The organism is Paraburkholderia caballeronis, from assembly GCF_900104845.1.
Taxonomy (GTDB): Bacteria; Pseudomonadota; Gammaproteobacteria; order Burkholderiales; family Burkholderiaceae; genus Paraburkholderia; species Paraburkholderia caballeronis.
The window spans coordinates 1,024,917-1,043,234 of the sequence record NZ_FNSR01000003.1 but is presented as its reverse complement, the minus strand read 5'-3'; the positions used below and the strand labels follow the sequence as shown (position 1 = coordinate 1,043,234).

The 18,318-nt window shown below is 59.3% G+C and carries 12 protein-coding genes; all 12 read left to right on the top strand.

From position 1 onward, the window contains the following. The first annotated feature begins 58 nt into the window (after positions 1 to 58). The 12 genes from tssC (at position 59) to tssJ (ending at position 18,250) form a co-directional block, all read left to right on the top strand. Positions 59 to 1,609: a type VI secretion system contractile sheath large subunit gene (tssC, locus tag BLV92_RS31095; protein ID WP_090553036.1), complete on the top strand. Its 1,551-nt coding sequence runs from the start codon at positions 59 to 61 to the stop codon at positions 1,607 to 1,609. Between the two features lie 119 nt (positions 1,610 to 1,728). Further along, a complete protein-coding gene (locus tag BLV92_RS31090; RefSeq protein ID WP_143040760.1) occupies positions 1,729 to 4,224 on the top strand; it encodes a type VI secretion system Vgr family protein in 2,496 nt (831 codons plus the stop codon). Next, positions 4,217 to 6,304 (top strand): T6SS effector phospholipase Tle3 domain-containing protein, encoded by a 2,088-nt coding sequence (locus BLV92_RS31085; RefSeq protein ID WP_090553033.1) that lies wholly within the window; start codon positions 4,217 to 4,219, stop codon positions 6,302 to 6,304. The genes BLV92_RS31090 and BLV92_RS31085 overlap by 8 nt, the downstream gene beginning before the upstream one ends. Position 6,305: 1 nt before the next feature. Beyond that, a complete protein-coding gene (locus BLV92_RS31080; protein ID WP_143040759.1) occupies positions 6,306 to 7,187 on the top strand; it encodes a T6SS immunity protein Tli3 family protein in 882 nt (293 codons plus the stop codon). A gap of 61 nt (positions 7,188 to 7,248) precedes the next feature. Next, a complete protein-coding gene (locus BLV92_RS31925; RefSeq protein ID WP_143040758.1) occupies positions 7,249 to 7,662 on the top strand; it encodes a hypothetical protein in 414 nt (137 codons plus the stop codon). 200 nt (positions 7,663 to 7,862) lie between these two features. Next, on the top strand, positions 7,863 to 8,132 hold the full coding sequence (locus BLV92_RS31075) for a PAAR domain-containing protein (RefSeq protein WP_090553030.1): 270 nt from the start codon (positions 7,863 to 7,865) through the stop codon (positions 8,130 to 8,132). Positions 8,133 to 8,408: 276 nt separating this feature from the next. Then, positions 8,409 to 9,563 carry a hypothetical protein gene (locus tag BLV92_RS31920; RefSeq protein ID WP_143040757.1) on the top strand — a complete coding sequence of 385 codons (1,155 nt, stop codon included), beginning with the start codon at positions 8,409 to 8,411 and terminating at the stop codon, positions 9,561 to 9,563. After that, positions 9,520 to 13,227 (top strand): ImcF-related family protein, encoded by a 3,708-nt coding sequence (locus BLV92_RS31070; protein WP_110332666.1) that lies wholly within the window; start codon positions 9,520 to 9,522, stop codon positions 13,225 to 13,227. The genes BLV92_RS31920 and BLV92_RS31070 overlap by 44 nt, the downstream gene beginning before the upstream one ends. A gap of 2 nt (positions 13,228 to 13,229) precedes the next feature. Continuing rightward, positions 13,230 to 14,822, top strand: coding sequence for a type VI secretion system protein TssA (gene tssA, locus BLV92_RS31065; protein ID WP_090553217.1), 1,593 nt, complete (start codon positions 13,230 to 13,232; stop codon positions 14,820 to 14,822). 22 nt (positions 14,823 to 14,844) lie between these two features. Continuing rightward, a complete protein-coding gene (tssF, locus tag BLV92_RS31060) occupies positions 14,845 to 16,623 on the top strand; it encodes a type VI secretion system baseplate subunit TssF (protein WP_090553027.1) in 1,779 nt (592 codons plus the stop codon). Then, the gene (gene tssG, locus BLV92_RS31055) at positions 16,587 to 17,702 is read left to right on the top strand and encodes a type VI secretion system baseplate subunit TssG (RefSeq protein ID WP_090553026.1); all 1,116 of its coding nucleotides are present in this window, start codon (positions 16,587 to 16,589) and stop codon (positions 17,700 to 17,702) included. The genes tssF and tssG overlap by 37 nt, the downstream gene beginning before the upstream one ends. Before the next feature lie 32 nt (positions 17,703 to 17,734). Next, positions 17,735 to 18,250, top strand: a complete 516-nt coding sequence (tssJ, locus tag BLV92_RS31050; protein WP_090553024.1) for a type VI secretion system lipoprotein TssJ — start codon at positions 17,735 to 17,737, stop codon at positions 18,248 to 18,250. The last annotated feature ends 68 nt before the right edge of the window (positions 18,251 to 18,318 follow it).

Sequence of the window (18,318 nt, the reverse complement as noted above, 5' to 3'; positions counted from 1 at the left end):
ACAGGCTTTCACCGCATCACGAATCTCGCTGGCCGCAAAGCGGTCGACAGGACATCACATGGAACACAACGAATCCCAGCAGACGGGCGCAGGCGAAAGCGTCGTGCTGCACGCTCCCGAAGCCGACAGCAACAGCGTCTATCAGGCGCTGTGCGAAAAGATCAATCTCGCGCCGGTACGCGAAGCGCGACCGCTTGAGGCATTCCTGAACATCGACCTGCTTTCCGAATCGTCGGCAAGCGAGCGTATTGCGCGCGGCATGAGCGCATTCCTCGAACTGGTAGGCAAGGGCGACAAGCCGGTCGAGCGACTGGACAAGTCGCTGCTCGACTTCCATATCGGCCAGCTCGACGAGCAGATCAGCCGACAGCTCGACGCAGTCATGCATCACCCCGAGTTTCAGGCGGTCGAGGCACGCTGGCGCGGAGTGAAGTTCAACATCGATCGCATCGATTTCCGGCGCAACGTACGCGTCGAAATGCTCGACCTGTCGAAGGAAGCCCTCCTGCGTGACTTCGAGGATTGCACTGAAATTATCCAGAGTGGTCTCTACCGTCACACCTATATCGAAGAGTACGACACGCCGGGTGGACAGCCCATCAGCGCGATGATCGCCGACTACGAGTTCACGAACTCGCCGCAGGATATCGCGCTCCTTCGCAACATCTCGAAGGTGGCGGCCGCAGCTCATATGCCGTTCATCGGTTCGGTGGGCCCCGCATTCTTCGACAAGCAGACGATGGAAGAAGTGGCCGCGATCCAGGATATCGGCAACTACTTAGACCGTGCCGAATACATCAAGTGGAAGAGCTTCCGCGATACCGATGACGCGCGCTACATCGGTCTGACGATGCCGCGCGTGCTCGGCCGTCTGCCGTACGGTCCCGACACGACACCCGTGCGCAGCTTCAACTATCAGGAAAAAGTCAAGGGCCCGGACAACGACAAGTACCTGTGGGTCAACGCTTCGTTCGCCTTCTCGGCGAACATGGCGCGCAGCTTCATGGATAGCGGCTGGTGTGTCCAGGTGCGAGGCCCCCAGGCGGGCGGGAAGGTCGAAGACCTGCCGGTTCATCTTTACGACCTTGGCACTGGTGTTCAGCCGAAGATCCCGACTGAAGTGCTGATTCCGGAGACGCGCGAATTTGAGTTTGCCAACCTCGGTTTCATCCCGCTGTCGTTTTACAAGAACCACGACTACGCGTGTTTCTTCTCGGCCAACTCGGCGCAGAAGCCGGCACTGTACGAGACCAGGGAGGCGACGGCCAACAGCCGCATCAACGCGCGTTTGCCGTACATCTTCCTGCTGTCGCGGATCGCGCATTACCTGAAGCTGATCCAGCGCGAGAACATCGGCACGACCAAGGACCGGCGTGTGCTGGAGCTAGAGCTGAACAACTGGATCAAGGGGCTCGTGACCGAGATGAAGGACCCCGGTGACGAGCTTCAGGCTTCGCACCCGCTGCGCGAGGCCAGGGTCTCGGTCGAGGATATTGAGGACAACCCGGGCTTCTTCCGCGTCAAGCTCTTCATCATCCCGCACTTCCAGATCGAGGGTATGGACATCGGCCTGTCGCTGGTGTCGCAGATGCCCAAAGCCAAGAACTGAGGATCGGTTGCCGGCGCGCATGAGCGTGCCGGCAACCACTTGTCATTTGCCAGCCGCCACGCACCGGTTGCAGTTCGAACCCGTGCATTCGGCAGCAGGTCTTTCCGGGAGTGTCGAAGGTGGGTGTCAACGAAGCAATTGGATCCCTCAAGAGGGGTGGCCTGCAGGCCTATCATCTTGATGTCACCGGCAGCAAGTCCGCGCCGGGTTTCGATGTCGTCGATTTTACCGGTGTCGAGGAGGCGGGTGCGCCCACGCGTTTCAGGATGAAGGTGACCCACCGGGTCGCTGATCTGCCTGTAGACGATATCCTGACGAAGACGGCGGTCTTTTCAATCCTGCCGCCTACCCTCGCTGGCGTGACGTTGCCAGCGGGCCCCGGCCGGCAGTTTCAGGGTGTCATTACAGAGTTTAACCAGCTTTCCAGCAGCAAGGACGAGACGACCTACGAGGCCGTACTCGAATCGCGTATCGCGTTGCTGAGAAACGTCAAACGCTGCCGCATCTTCCTGGGGCAGACTGATCCCGAGATCATCGAGCAGATATTCCGCGAGCAGGGGTTCGGCGCCGGCACGAGTGACTTTGAATTCACGCTTCGTCGTGAGTACCCAAAGCGCGACTTCGTGATGCAGTGGAACGAGACTGACCTCGAGTTTTTTACCCGTCTCGCGCGACGCTCCGGTATCTGGTTTGCGATTCGCCAGGGCGAATACGGCGAAGTGACACACTTCGGCGATGACTTCACGCACTACGAGCGCAGCGACACATTCGTCGCGCCCTTCAGGCCGGCCTCGGGTCTCGAAAGCACCGGTGCCGAGTCGGTCGAGAAGTTCGAGACCCGCACAAAGACGATCGCCCAGGCGGTCACCGTACGCCACTACAACCACCGTAAGGCGCCGCGGCCCATTGATGGGGAAGCCAACGCCGCGCCGGACGACAAGACCACGTGGGGTACACCAGATGTCTGGGCAGCGGGACACCTGAGCGACGATCAGGCTGAATGGGAAGCCCAGTTGCGGCACGAAGCGCTGCTGTGCGAAAAAATCGTTTATACGGGCGAAGGTAACGTTTTGTGTGTCGCGCCCGGCCGCGTTTTCCGCTTCACCAACCGGACGCTGCCTGAGGCCGAGTACGGTCAGCTGATCACGCGCGTTGAACACGTTGGATCGCGCGACAAGGCCTACCACAACACTTATACGGCGATCCCGTCACACCTGATCTACCGTATGCCCCTGCTCGAGGAGACGTGGCCCAAAATCCACGGCACCATCAGCGGACGTATCACATCTCCGAACCGATACAAATATAGCTACGTCAACAAGGACGGCCACTATATGGTCTCGTTCGACTTCGACCGCGAACAGCGTACGGGCGGGTTGACGAGTTGCTGGATGCGCATCGCAAAGTCCTTTGCTGGGCCCAAGACCACCGGAACTCATTTCCCGGCACTAGACGGCTCGGGCGTCGAAGTCGGTTTCGAGAACGGCAATCCAGATTTTCCGTATATCGCTCATGTGATGCACGACAGCGTGAATCCGGATGTGATCACAAGCGACGATCGCTGGATGACGCGCAACGTTATTCACACGCAGTCGAATAATACCCTTCAGATGGAAGACTTTGAAGGGGAAGAGCATATCAAGATTGCAACCGAGGGCGGTGGCAAGAGTCAGTTGACTCTCGGGAACATGGTCAACGCTAGCCGCGAGAAGCGGGGTAGCGGAGCTGAGTTGCGCAGTGATGAGCATGTAGCCGTGCGCGGTGGCAAAGGCGTACTGATTTCGGGCGACGAGCAGACGCGGGCGAACGGACAGCAACTGGATACCTGGGAAGCCGTCAAGCAACTGCAGGCGGCACTCGATGATGCGACTACACTGCGCGCGATTGCCCAAGCGGCACAGGCCGAACTCGTAGACGTCAAGTCTCAGCAGACACGACTCGAAAGCGCCTATAAAGAACTGAAACAGTCAATCATCATGCTGTCCGCCCCGCACGGGATCGTTGGCGCAACACCGGAGGACATCCAGTTCTCCAGCGGCCGCCATCTCACGTCGACGGCCGGAGGCAACGCCGAATTTAGCATCGCAAAGAAGTTCATCGTCGGTGCCGGTGAGGTCGTGTCGATTATTGCGCACAAGCTTGGCGTTTTACTGTTTGCCATCAAGGGCAAAGTTCAGATTCAGGCGCAAGACGGCCCCATTGAGATGACTGCTAGTGGTGACGTCATCATCAAGGGGAAACGAGTCATTCTCGCGGGTCAGGATCAGGTTTTGATGTCGAGCGGCGGTGGCGCCTACTACAAGGTAGCTGGTAGTGTGCCGGAGGTCGGCGGGACAAGTAATTTGACAGTCAAAACACCTTCAATTTCGAAGGCTGGTGCTGCGAGTGTTTCGAGCGCAATGCCCAGTTTTCAGCAGAGCTCGTTCGCACGTAAATTCTTCCTGCACCCGGAAGGCGATCAGGAGACACCGCTCTCCGGTCAGCGCTTCCGTCTTCACATGCCCGACGGCTCAACGACGGAAGGGCTCACTGACGCTAACGGCACAAGCACGCTGTTTAACCGCGCCGATATCGAAAATCTTCGGATTGAAGTTTTGGGAGCAAGCCATGGCTGATACAAAAACACCTAACAATACGTTGAGAAATTCAAAGCAGGGGCAAGAAGCGATGCCGATGCCGTCGGGTAGTGGCGCGATGCTGACCTGCAAAGTGCCAGTTAAACCTCCTATGCCATGCATTGTGATCGTCATTCATGGCGTCAACGATGATGGGCAATTCTTTCCAGTTGTGGACCAGCATATCTGTGACGGGCTAAACAAACGCCTTGGTCGCGACGATCTTTTCCCCCATAAGTGGGAAAAGTGGACTCCAGAAGGAAAACTCCCTACTCTTGATAATGCCGACACCTCTGTTTCTTCGTCCGACTGCCTGACACGGATTGCGGAGGAAGGACGCTCACCGGTCATCCCGTTCCATTGGGGCTACCATCCTGTTAACCCCCAAGAATATCATCGAGACCAGGTGCGTTATAAGGAGCAACTTGACGCGCGCAATTCGAACCCAGATCTTCCGTACAGCACGTACTACCTTGAGAACCAGGGGAAATATGCAAACAAGGACAATCTTGGAAACTGGCTGGATGAATCGCAGGCCAAGGAGGGGGGACCATTTGCGAATGCGACTACGAATTTGGTAGATATGTGGGGACCGTCAGCAAACGGTGGCATATATGATGCGATCGCGTGGGCGAAGCGACAGTTCACCGACACGTCGAGCCCGATGTATCCCAATCCGCACCGTATCTATTACGTGCATGCTGCGCAACGGCTGGCCGGTCTGATCCTTCGGATTCGTCGGGAAAAGGATGCAGGCCCGGACACGATCAACATCGTCGCACATAGTCAAGGGACTGAAATTTCCATGCTCGCCAACTTCCTCGTAAAAGAGGCTGACGAGCGGCCAGTCGATTGCGTGATTATGTGTAACTCGCCGTACGCTCTTGATCCCGCTGCCGCTGAACTCGTCCTACCAGGCAAGCATCAGTCGCGCGACGCGAGGGTGAAGACGCTAGCGAATTTCGCGACACTAATGTACGAAAAAAGAAATCAGGTGTCCGCTGAACAGATAGTGCTCAAAGGAGTGGCAAACAAAAAGGCTTGGGATAATCCAGACTACGCACGTGACAATTTCGGGCACGTCTACAATTATTTTTGCCCGCAAGACGGGGTCGTTTCCCTGCCTAACATCCAGGGTATTGGCTGGCAGGGCGTGGATAGTGAGGGGAAGCAAGCGATTGCTGCAAAAGCTCCCAATTTTTTTCAACGAGTGTTTTCAGACGGGCACACGGTTGGCAAAGGAACGGAAACGTTCCAGTTCGGCCGTCAGGGAGAAGCCCCTATCGCTGGCACGTTCATGTCCCGCGACAGGAATCGAACGATCGACGGGCCTAAATTACCGGAGCCGTATATATTCCGCACGCTGTCGAATGATTCGCAGCACGCAGACCATGTTGGTGAGCATTTAGCAGGCACCACCCTTGCGCAGGAAGGCCCGAAAAAGCTATTGAGACTAGTGGATACTCATACGGGGGCGGAATCGATATCTTCAATTGTCTACCCGTCAGGTGTGCAGGCAAGCACTCAACAGGTACAAGCCCAACTTGCCGCTGCAGGTTACAAGAATCAGGTGCTCAAAGCATGGTTCATGGGAATTCCGACGTCGGAGCAAACCCAATATCTGGTTCAACGATATGAGACACCGGATGAAGCGACCGCACGACTTGGGAAGCGTACGGCGCCGTGGAGTCAGCACTCGGCGATTACATTGCATGCCGAAACGATCGAAAAATGCATGGCCTACGATCTGGCAATCGGGCTATGTGTAGCTTTTGACAATCAAAGTCTGTGGTGGGACCTAATACGACAGGCTGACTGGCGTAACCGAAGAAATCCGGACCAGGATGCTAGAACATATTACAACAGCGGGATCTTGCCGCGTTTGATCAAATTGCAGATGAGCACGCCGAAGCTCCCGAAAGACGTCATAAGCGAGGTTGTGACCGCTAGCGGTGATGTCATTGGCAGCATTCTGCACGCGTTGCCGGGAAGTGCAATGGTTGAAGCGTGGAATGCTGTGACGACTCCGCCAGGCGGATCTGGGCTGTGGCCGCTTCCGCAACCTGATGTGAGGGGATGATATGGAACATCCTCTCTCTTCGGTCGTATGGTGGCTCGTTCCGTTATGGAGCGCTGGACTGATTGCATATCTTGCGATCAGACTGTGGACCCGCGGTCGGGAAAAGCGTGGGGCAATGATTTTGACGGTGCTCGCAGTGATTGCCGCGATTCCACTGATCCCAGCCCTCGCGGCCCAGCGTGTTCATGAGCCGCCAACCCAGGTGGTTTACCGGTTCGGCGATCACAGGTGGCTGGAACTGAAGGGCTGGATGTGCGAAGGCGCACTGACATATGTGGACGCGAAACAGGGTATCCGGACGGAAGCGGCGCCACAGTTTTACCGCATCGTATTTTTCCCATATATCCACCCATCGGAACGCTACATTGCTATCCCACTGGACGATTTGAGCGGCATCCTAATCTCGCGCGACGGTGGTAGGACGTTTGAGTCAGCCTTCGGGCAAATAGCCATTGGATTCAGGAACCGGTATGGCGAAGAACGTCCTCATCCCGAAGACGTAAAGCAGTTTGTGGTTGTCGATGATCGTGGCTATATCGAAACGAAGAACGGACGGGTGCTGCAAAGCTCGCTGCCGATTGGTGACTATTGGGGGCTAGCCTACATTGACTATCCGTGGGCGCCAAGCGACGAGACCATGACGCTCTACGATCAGCCCGGTTTCCAGGATATGAAGTCGAAGGCGCCCGAGGTAAAGGGCTACACGGGTTGGACGCACATGAAGTGCGACCCGAACGTAGGTATTGTGCCTCCGAAAACCAGCCTCGCCGGTGTGCCCGGCCTAATTTATTCAGTTGAAGCGTACTCTATCGGAGCGCCTGTTTTTTGGGGCTGGCGAGCGTATAAGCATCTCCACAAACCTGCCTCGGACGTGAACGGTTAGTGGTGAATCGGTATTGCTAGACAGGCACGACAGCGTCACCACTCAACAGGGCTAGCGCGCCATGAACACGAAATTACATATGAAGTACCTCCCTGGAATGGCGGTGGGCGGCTTAATCGGACTAGTGATAGCAGGTGTTATGTCACTCGTTCAAGCTAATCAATCAGGGCCCTTTGGCGGTCTTGCATGGATCCTTGGCGGATTCATACAGCCGCTTGCTATCGGTGGTGTCGCAGGAGGGCTCGTTGGAGGAGGTGCTTCTTCGTTCTATCTGCGCCGCGCGGATCAGGGAAAAACTGAAAAGTTAAGCCAGACCAAAGGCCATCAAGATTGTGTCGTGTCGCATTCGGTTCCGAACAGACGTTCCAGAACAAACCGTGGACGAGTCGTTACCGCGGTCAACATTGTCGACAATCAAACCGCCTTAACAATCGATCACGCCGACCGTGACAACCCGAGGTCGAAAGCGATTTGAATACGGATCCGACACATCACAATCGAGCCATACACAGCGGCAAACGAAGGCGGGTGTCGATAGAGTTCATGATGGGGCATCCATGATGCTCTCGCTGTTGTCGGACACTAATCGCGAAGCCGGATTCTGTATCTCCGGGTAGCGGAGATACAGAATCCTCATTGACGTGCTCACACCAGGGTTTATCCAGAGTTCTAAATATGAAGAAGGCACCCATCAGATACAACGATTTTTCAACCCACAATGGGCAGGACACCGGGCGAGTGGTCACTGCCTCGTCAACCCTCATCATCGACAATCTTGCTGCGGCACTTGACGGCGATTTCGTCGACTGCCCGAAGCACGGAAGGGTCCAACTGGTAGGGGGCAACGATGGCTACGTCGAGAACGGACGCTACCTGATCGTCCACCGCTGCAAGACCACGTGCGGCGCTGAGGTGCTCGCCAGTACAGACGAATTCGAGATCTAGCCGATGGGTTGGCCAATTCCGTGCATACCAGCAGCCCGTGAATCGAAGGCGCCCTCGGGGTGGCTGATTATCGGGCTCTGTGTTTTTTGTTTTCTTGTCGGTGCCGTACTGACGTTACTTCTATGGCCGTCTGCGAGTGGAACCGCCCGAAATCCGCGGTTTTGGGCATGTATTGTTGGCGCACCGACGGTAGCTGTCGTCGTTTTGGTGGCCGTCATCTTTCATTGGTATTTGATGGATGCACTTTATTGGGCGTTCTGGAGTGTGAGAAGCCTCGTGATCGATCTCGCGTGGCGTCGTTGGGCGAGGGCAAACGTGGCGATTACGGCATTCACAACGCTCACGCCGGAGCTGGAACTAGCGGAGCGGATTGCTGGCCTTGCAGGCAATGCCCCATCGAACAAATTAGAGGTAAAAACGCTCCAGGGGTTCGATGCGGATTTGCACGCGAGTCGTACCGAAATCGTGATCACACGGCTGCTCGATGACCTCAAGCCGACGCTCGATCAGATGGGCTCTCGCCAAGTTCTGCGGGTGGTCGTATGGTGCGGGAGAAGTGACGAGTCAGAGGGTCTTGGAGATGCAGTTAACCGGCACTGGCGTTCGAGCTTGATTCTTCCTCATGCCCAGGTAGAAGTAGTACCGGACGTGTCGTGGCTTGACGTCGAACGTTACGTTCGGCAACAACGCCGTGCAGTGCTTCTGCTTTGTACACAACTTCACGACGCCAGTGAAGAGGCGCAGCAGTTTACCGAAACTGCCGTCGGACTTCTTTTTGAGCCCATTATGTCGGCTCGTCGCCCGGGTGCCACGCCGGTACGTCTTTTCCGATCAATGCCGACCGCGATTGAGTCCATGGCGGCTGATCTGCGCCAGCTCGGCGATGCTGGCGCTGTAGAACTTGCGAAGCTGCGCATGGGCTGGAGCTGTGGCTTGGGGAAGCCCGAAAAATATGCCCTCACTCAGGCGATTACTGACAGTGGACTAGCGCTCAAGGGCGGGGCCAACGGCCTGATTAATCTGGACGACTGTATCGGACCAGTAGGGCCAATCAGTCCGTGGATCTCGCTGGCACTTGTCACCGAACTCACAGGTTACGGGCAGGGTGCGCAACTGATAGCGCTCCGCGAAGCGAACTCGGTACGTCTCGCTGTTGCGGCACTAGCCGGAGGATCTGGGGCACTGGAAGCCCCCGGCGAAGTAAGCCGCAATCTCGGTGCGGCCGCAGTTCTCGTGTGCATGTCGCCATGGGTAGCTGCGCTGCTCGCAGCCATTGCCAGTCCTGCGAACGCCTTCGCCTGGACTCTTGGCGGAATCGGCGCAGCGGGATTACTTGCCATTTTGCTGATGTTCATTCACCCATTGATCGTGCAGACAAGAGCAGAGCGTGACCTTCAGGACGCCGGCGGTCGCCTGCCCACCGACGCATGAAGACAATGTCAATTTCAAGAAAGCAAAATATTTTCACGATGTATGTGACGTCCGCGACGTCGTGGCAGGTGGCACCATGAGTACGACTCAACGTAAGAATCTATCTTTACGAGTGTTGGTGTGGTTCTTTGTCGCTCTGCTCTGTACTGCCGGCATCTTCTGGATCGCTGGAAGGCAACTCGGCTGGAGTGACAATCAGTTGCTGACCGTAGAGCTGGGCTTTCTCTGCGTCATGTTGATCGCGGTGGTCGGCTATCTCATCGCGAATCGATTGTCGGCTGACACGAACGGCGCCACGTCGAGCGAGGCGCCAGACCTCGCGAGTGCAACGCGAATGGACGAAGGAGAGCTGACACAGCAACCGATGACGCTCGCCGATCTCACACAGCGATTGCGTTTGAAGCACGGCTTCTTCTGGAAGTATCGGGAATCGTGGCTGCTTCTCGTCGGACCGGCCCGGTCTGTTGCCGCACATATTTCGAATCTTGCGACGCAGGACTGGCACGTCGAGGGTGACACGGTGCTGCTGCATTGCCCGGTTAATGCGAGCGGCCAGCCGGACAGCGACTGGCTCCGGCAACTCGCAAAGCTCAGGCGGCGCCGCCCGATCGATGGTGTTGTACTGTTCAATGATGCCATGAGCGACATGCTAACTGCGCAGCGGGCCGTGCTCGCTGGGAGACCGGTGCTTTCGCAAATCGCACTGGGACTTCACTGGTCCGCGCCCGTGCATATCGTGACTGACACCGGCCTGGCCGCTACGGGACGCGATGCCGATGCTGTTGTCGGTTGCTCTCTATCTCGGCGGGAGGATGATGCTACGACGGCTGATGCGCTCTCTGTCCTTGGCGATCGTCTCGCTGTGTCGGGTACGAAAGCCCTTAGCGAGAACAAGCGGAACAGGTATTTCGCAGACCTTTCCAGGAACCTTGAGACATGGTCAGCGCCGCTCGCGCGGTTCGTCTCTGGTCTCGCGTCAACACATCGACTGCCACTCGAAGTTAGAGGCACGTGGTTTGTACCCGCGGATCCAGTGCGTAAAGCAGCACCGTCCTACGATGATGTCCCATCTGCACTGTGGCAACACGTCGGTGCATCCAGTCGGCGAGCTACAGGACGCCGGGTCGGCTTTCACCCCAGTACCGTCGGCGCGTCGATAGTCAGCGCATGCGCGTGCATCTGGATTGCCGGCATGTTCGTCTCCGGCGGATCTAACACGCGTGAACTGGTCTATGCAAACCAGTTAGCCCGACAGCAAGTGTCGGCCTCTGATGGTCGCTCAGGTCTGCACGCGCTACTTGATGTCCAGCACGATATCGAGCGCTTCGAATATCGTGCTTCGGCCGGCGCGCCGTGGTATTCACGCTTCGGCCTGAACCGCGACAAGGCGATTCTTGCTGGCCTTTGGCAGGCCTATACCCCAGCGAGTCGGCGTCTGCTCGTCTCACCGACGCAGCAGGGACTCGAATCGTCGTTAGGAAATGTCGCCACGATGCGTACGGATGTTTCGGACGATGCAACCAGCAAGCAGGCGCTCGCCGGGCACAAGACACTTCGCGCCTACCTGATGCTGGCAGAACCGAAGCGCGCCGATGCGAAGGTAATGGTGCCCGAGCTCACGTGGAACTGGATCACGAACGCCGGTCTGAGCGTTGGTGAACGACAGGACCTGGCTCACCAGTTTTTCCCGTTCTTTGCACAGCATCTCCCGGCTCACCCTGAATGGGCGATCCAGCCCCGAACCGATCTCGTGAACAACACGCGACAGGTACTGCTCGCGCTGATTGGCACGAGCAACTCGACGGACACGATCTATCACTCGATTATTGACGCGGCGACCGGCAAGTACGGCGATCAGACGCTGGCCACGCTGCTGGCCGGAACCGATGCGCGCGGACTGTTCCGCACGGGCGCCACGGTGCCGGGTGTCTATACAAGGCAGGCGTGGGACGGCCAGATCTCGCAAGCCATCGACGATGCTGCGCAACGCCAGAACGTGACGACCGACTGGGTGTTGAACGCATCCGCAAGTACACAGCCAGCGCAGCCGGTCGATGAGCTCCGCAAGGCGCTGCGCGACATGTACTTCGACGAATACGGCAGACAGTGGCAGGCGTTCGCCAATTCGATCCAGTGGGTTAGCGCACCTACATTGCCTGCGATTGCCGAGCAGTTGCGCCTCTTCGCCGATTCCCGCCAGTCGCCCATGATCGCCTTGATGAAGGCATTCGAGTATCAGGGGCGCGCGGGGGAGAACATTACGTCTCTCTCCGATACGCTCGTCGCAAAAGCCCAAAGCCTGATGGGGGGCCGTGCCTACGCTGGAGCAGTGGAAGGCGCCGCGCAGGCCGTCATTCCGGCAGCTCCGCTGGATGCGTCCTTCGGGCCTGTCCTGCGTCTTGTGAGCGCTGCCCAGCCGCAAGGCAAGGCTGCTGACTCGAATCTCAGCCTGCAGCGCTACCTCGACGCGGTGACCACGCTGCGTCTGAAAATCGAGGCCATGACCAACAGCGGCAGCATGGATGACCAGGCGAAGCGGGTCGCACAGGCACAATTCCAGGGCAAGAGTTCCGAACTGTCCGACACCCGCACCTATGCAAGCCTCGTTGCAGCAAGCCTTGGCGAACAGTGGTCCGGCCTTGGGGATGCACTCTTCCTGCGTCCTGTCGACCAGGCGATGCAGGCGGTTATGCAACCGGCTCAGGCAAGCCTGAACGACGCATGGCGACAAACCATCGTCGAACCATGGACGCGTGCGTTCCAGGGCCGCTACCCGTTTGCGTCGAGCGATGACGACGCGTCGTTTCCGGAGCTCGTGCGTTTCCTGCGCGATCAAACCGGCCTCGTTCCCGCGTTCATCAACCAGCAGCTCGCCGGCGCGCTCGAACTGCACGGCGATCAATGGGTCCCGGGCAGTGCAGCCACGGGACTGCGGTTCGATCCGGCCTTCCTGAAGGCGATCAATGTGCTGCAGGGCATTGCGTCGCATATGCTCGCTTCGGGTGCCGCGCAGTACCGCTTCGACCTGATGCCGCAACCGGGTGCCGACGTGACCGAGACACAGATCACCGTCGATGGTCAGACGATGAAATACCTGAATTCGGCCGATCGCTGGCAGCCGTTCGTCTGGCCGGGCAATGACCTGCTCGTCACCGGAACACGACTGGAATGGCAGACCGTGCAGTCGGGACTCAACAAGGGTTTCGAGAAGCAGGGGCGCTGGGCGTTCGTGCGGATGCTGGCGTCGGCCAACGTCGAACCGCTCTCGGATACGCGATACAAGCTGACCTGGATGGCCATGCCCGGTCCGGTGCCAACCACCGTGGCAGCCGCAGCCGATGCCTCAGGTCCGGTTGCGGCCTCAGCGCCCACGATGGCCAGCGACCCCACAACGCTGACGACGAAGGCCCCTGAGACGACGGTGCCGAAGAACGTGACGCATCCGCTCACCTACGTGATGCGTACCGACTCGGGCAAGGGTCCGCTGGAACTGCTCGCCCTTCGCGGCTTCTCGATGCCAACGAAAATCTTCCTGCCGGCGGCCGCATCGGGGGTGGGAGTGATGAAGAACGCGGGACCGCCCCCTCTGCCAGCGTCGGCCGTTGCGGCGGCTCGCCATGCCGCGATTTCACTTCCCCATGGCACGGTGCCGGATTCTGAATGACCATGTTTGCAAGTTTCATCAAGCAGCTCTTCGGCGCGCGCAACCCGGATGATCGCGCGCGCGAGCGGTTCAGTGCGTGGGAAGACTGGCTCAAGCCACTGTCATTTGCTGACGGGAAGGGCGTGGGCTGCGACCCCGGATACGACGACGCCTTCATTGCAGTCAAAGAGGAGATCGGCAAGCTCTCCGATATTGACGACGTGCTGATTGTCCAGTCCTGCCAGCAGATGCTCTGCGAGGTCGGCAAAGATTTGCGTCTCGCGGGCTATTTTGCGTTTGCACGGGCCCGTCAGGATGGTGCGGCAGGCCTTGCCGACGGTATCGAGCTTCTTGTTGCGCTCGTCGATCGTTTTGGACATGCTCTGTTGCCTGGCCGTGACGAAGCGAAGCGTTTGGCGATCGAATGGGTGGCGACGGCACGCGTACTGGAACAGCTTGACCGCCACGGCGAGTTCGCACCCGCGGAGCTCGAGCGGGCGACGGCGGCATTGAACCTGCTGATCGGTAAAACTGCAGACTGGCCAGAGGCGGCCCACCCGAACCTCCAGGCGCTGGTTTCCCGTTTCGAAGGCGGCGAAGACGTCGTGCGGCCGGTGACGGACAGTTCAACGGCGATGCCGGGCGGATCGGGCTCGCTTCCCACTGGCGTCACGACAATCGCCTCGACGCGTGACGCGCTCGAGTACACCCGCGTGCTGGCGAAATATCTGCGCGATGAGGAGCATGGCTATCTGCCTGCAGCGCGTCTCGTGCGCTGCATGCGCTCGGATACCGTTCATGAGGTGCCGCCGGCCGATCCGAAGGGGCACACGCGCCTCGCACCACCACGCGCCGAGTTGCGCCAGCAGTTCAAACGGCTCGTCCTGCAGAAGCAGTGGCCAGAACTCCTCGAACGCGTCGAAGGCGGCTACATGGAAGGCGTCAACCATCTGTGGCCGGACCTGCAGTACTACCAGCACGTCGCGCTCGATCACGCCGGATCGCCATACACGGAATCGCGGGACATCCTGAAGACCGACTTCGCACTCTTCCTCGAGCGCATGCCAGGCATCCAGCGGCTCGCCTTCAATGACGGTACGCCATTCGCTGACGATGCGACGCTCGAATGGATCGCTGGTAATGCGGTCGTCCGCAATCTTGACCAGGGCGAGGCGCTCGCCGAGTTGCCGGTATCCACCGATGACGAAGATGGTGCTGTCGCAAACTGGCAGGAAATAATGGAAGCACAGGCGCGCGAGCTTGCGCAGTCAGAGGGCATTGAAGCTGCCTTTGCGTGGATTGACGGGTTGCCCGGAATCCGCACGGATCGCCAACGCTACCTGCAGCGCTGGGTCATGGCGCGCGTCGCAGACAATGCCAGCCGACCGGATATCTGCCTTCGCCTGCTGGCCGAGCTGGACGCCGGTGGCCCTCAGTTCCGGCTCGCCGGATGGGAGCCATCGCTGACGTTCAAGGTCAAGCACCAGCTGCTCAAGACGCTCAAGGCATCCATGAACCGCAAGGATGCCGACAAGCCGGCCATCACCCGCCAGATCGAAAAGCTCGGCCACGAAATGACCGTCCTCGATCCCGCCCGGGCCATCGCCGTTCTGTAAAAAGATACCCAGGAAAAATTGCATGGACGACGATTCCACGCTGCGCTATTACGAATCCGAGATGCGCTATCTGACCGAGGCCGGTCGGGAGTTTGCGAAAGCGAATCCGGATCGCGCACGGATGCTCAATCTCGATCGCGTGGGCGAGCGCGACCCCTACGTCGAACGCCTGTTCGAAGGCTTCGCCTTTATGATCGGGCGCCTGCGCCAGAAACTCGATGACGAACTGCCGGAGATCACCGAGGCACTGGTGAGCCTGCTCTGGCCACACTATCTGCGCACGCTTCCTTCGCTCTCCATCCTCGAGCTCGTCCCCGACTTTGGCACGCTGCAGAAGCGCGAGACGATTCCGGCGGATATCGAGGTGCGCTCCGATCCGATTGGCCCGGACGGCACCCGGTGCACCTACCGCACGACGTGGCCAGTGGACCTGCTGCCGCTGCAGTTGAAGTCGGCCAGTGCGGGCATGCGGGAAGACGGGCGCTCGACCATTCGACTGACGTTCCAGATCGAAGCACAGTCGCGACAGAACACGCTTAGCGTTTCGCATCTGCGACTCTATCTGAACGCCGACCGGCCGGTGGCCACGGCCCTGCACCTGGCACTGACCCGTCATGTCGACGACATCCTGTTGCGCCTTCCTTCCGTGCGCGATGGCGAACCGCGTTCGTTGCCGGACGCTTACTTCGCGACGGCCGGATTCGGCGCCGACGAGCGCCTGTGGCCCAAGGCCGATAATTCCTTTGGCGGCTATCAGCTCCTCCTCGAATACTTCAGCTTCACCGAGAAGTTCCTTTTCCTTGACCTCCACGGCATCGATCTCGCCGCGCTCGCGCCGAGCGTGACCGAGTTCGAAGTCGAGGTGGTGCTGAATCAAACCTATCCGTCCGAGCTGCGTTTTTCGGAAAAGAACATCCGGTTGTTCTGCACGCCGATCATCAACCTTTTCCGCATGGACGCCGAGCCGATCCGCGTTGACCATCACGCGACGTCCTATGTCGTGCGGCCACGGCTGCGCCACGGCGAGCACGTCGAAACGTACTCGGTTGATGCGGTCGACGCGCATGACCACCTGACCGGTGACCGTGTCGATTATGTGCCGTTCTCAAGTTTCAAGCACCGGGGCGGCATGCTCCGGCACGAGGCGCCTGAGCGCTACTACCACACGCGTGTCCAGCAGGGCGTAAAGGGGCTCTACGAAACGTGGCTGGTGCTTGGCGGCCAGGCGTGGGAGAACGCCGAGGCGCTGCCGCGCGAAACGCTGTCGCTGCGCGTCACGGGCACGAACGGCATGCTGCCCCGCAAGAGCCTGCGTGAAGCCGGCATCAACGAGATGGGCAAGGGGATCTCGAACGTCGCACGCGTTCGCAATCTCGTGTCGCCCACGCTGCCGCTACATCCGCCGACGGGTGACCGCTATCAATGGCGCATTCTTTCCCATCTCGCCCCGAACTACCTGTCGCAGCTCGACGCGGAAATCCTGCGTGGCACACTCGCGCTGTACGACTGGACCAATGGCGAGATGAACCGGCGACGCCTCGACGGCATCCAGAAGGTCATCCGCAAGGGCCTGCGCAAGGTGATGCAGGGCGCCGTGGAGCGGGGCACGCTGATCGAGGTGACGCTCGACAGCCACGCGTTTGCCGGCGAGGGTGACATGATGCTCTTCGGCGAGATGTTGCACCGCTTCTTCGAACTCTATGCCGACGTGAATCACTTCACGCAGCTCGTGATCGTCAGCCTCCCCTCGCAGGAGCGCATCGAGTGGCCGGCGAGCAAGTCGGACAGGTCGCCGCTATGAGCGGGATGAATACCATGCGGATCCGTCGGCCAAAGCTCGCGCCGTTTGTCCGCGCACTGCTGTCCGCGGCGCCGCAGATGAATGTGTTCCAGCTGCTGCGCTTGCTCGAATTGCAGACGCCTGACAAACCCGGCTTCGGAACCCAGGACACACCCGAGCATGAGCCGGTGCGCTTTCAGCCGCGCGCAAGGGTTGGGTTTCCGGGATCCGAAGTTGCGGGTGTGGCGTTCGACGAGGAGGACGAGGATGCGCTGCCGTTGGTGCAGACCACTTTCCTTGGCCTCTACGGCGTGGATGCGGCGATGCCGCCGCACCTGATCGACGACATCGTGCTGCGCAAGGAAGGGCACGAGAAGGTGACGGCCTTTCTCGACATCTTCAACCATCGCATCGTCACGCTGCTTTACCGGGCCTGGCTCAAGTATCACTACCCGGTCAATTTCCGCCCGGGCGGTACCGACGAGATCTCGAAATATCTCCTGTCGCTGGCAGGACTGGGTATCGGGGATCCGGCCGGCAAATCCGGCTTGGCGCCGTCGCGACTTCTGGCTCTGGTCGGGCTCTTCATGCAGCGCACGCGCCCGGCCGAAGGCTTGGAGGGCGTTGTAACGCATCTGCTCGATGGCGCGAAGGTCACGGTGCGCGAGTTCTACCCGCAGTGGACGCCAGCCGGCCAGCAGCAGGGGCTGACTGCGGGACGGCGCGCCCGACGTGCCAACGGTCCTCCTTTGAGCGGCCTGGGTGATGGCCATGTGCTCGGCTCCCGCGTACTGGATCGCTCGCAGGCGATTCTCGTGACGATCCGGCCGCTCGATAACACCCAGGCGCATGCGCTACTACCGGGCGAGGTATTCCATGAGGATCTGATGCGTCTGGTCGGCCTCTATCTCGGCAACAGGTCCGACGCAATATTGCGCATGGAGATTCCTGCAACCGCTGCGCCTACCCTTACCCTGACAGGCGGTGCCGCGCCAGCTGGTGTGCATCGGCCGCGGCTGGCCTGGACCGCACTACTCACTCCTGCGGCAAACCAGACGGTCACGATCAATCTGGGCCGCTACAACTCACTGAACCCATGAATCACGGAGGAACCGTGCGGATATTTCCTGTAATGGCCACAGCGGGTCTGTGCCTCATCCTGTCGGCGTGTGGCGCGTGGCAATCCGTGTCGGACGGTACGGCAAACGCGTACAACGCGGTGTTCCACAAGACGGTCAAGACGCTCAATATCGACCTGAGCGCGCGCCCGGCACTGAACAGTACCTCGGGCACCCAGCCGTTCTCGGTTGCCGTGCGGATCTACCAGCTCAAGGACTGGAAGGGTCTGGATGCTGCGTCGTACTACGATCTTCTGGACAATGACCGCACGGTGCTTGGCCAGGATCTTCAGGATATGACCAGTGTCATCGTGACGCCGGGGGGCGCGGTGAACGTCACCCAGCCGATGAAGACCGATACGCAGTATGTTGCGGTGGTGGCGTTCTTCCGGGATCCGACCGGTGCCACCACATGGCGCCGGGTGTTTCCGAAGAAGAGCCTGTCGCCAGATGATCCGCTGAAGCTTGAACTGGTGGGCAATGATCTTGTTGCCGCGGGCGACGCACAGAAGACGCGTCCGGCACAGTGAAAATCGCAAGACTGTTCGTTACACCGGACGGGTGGCCTCGCATCCAGACGCCAGTTATCCCATAGCTG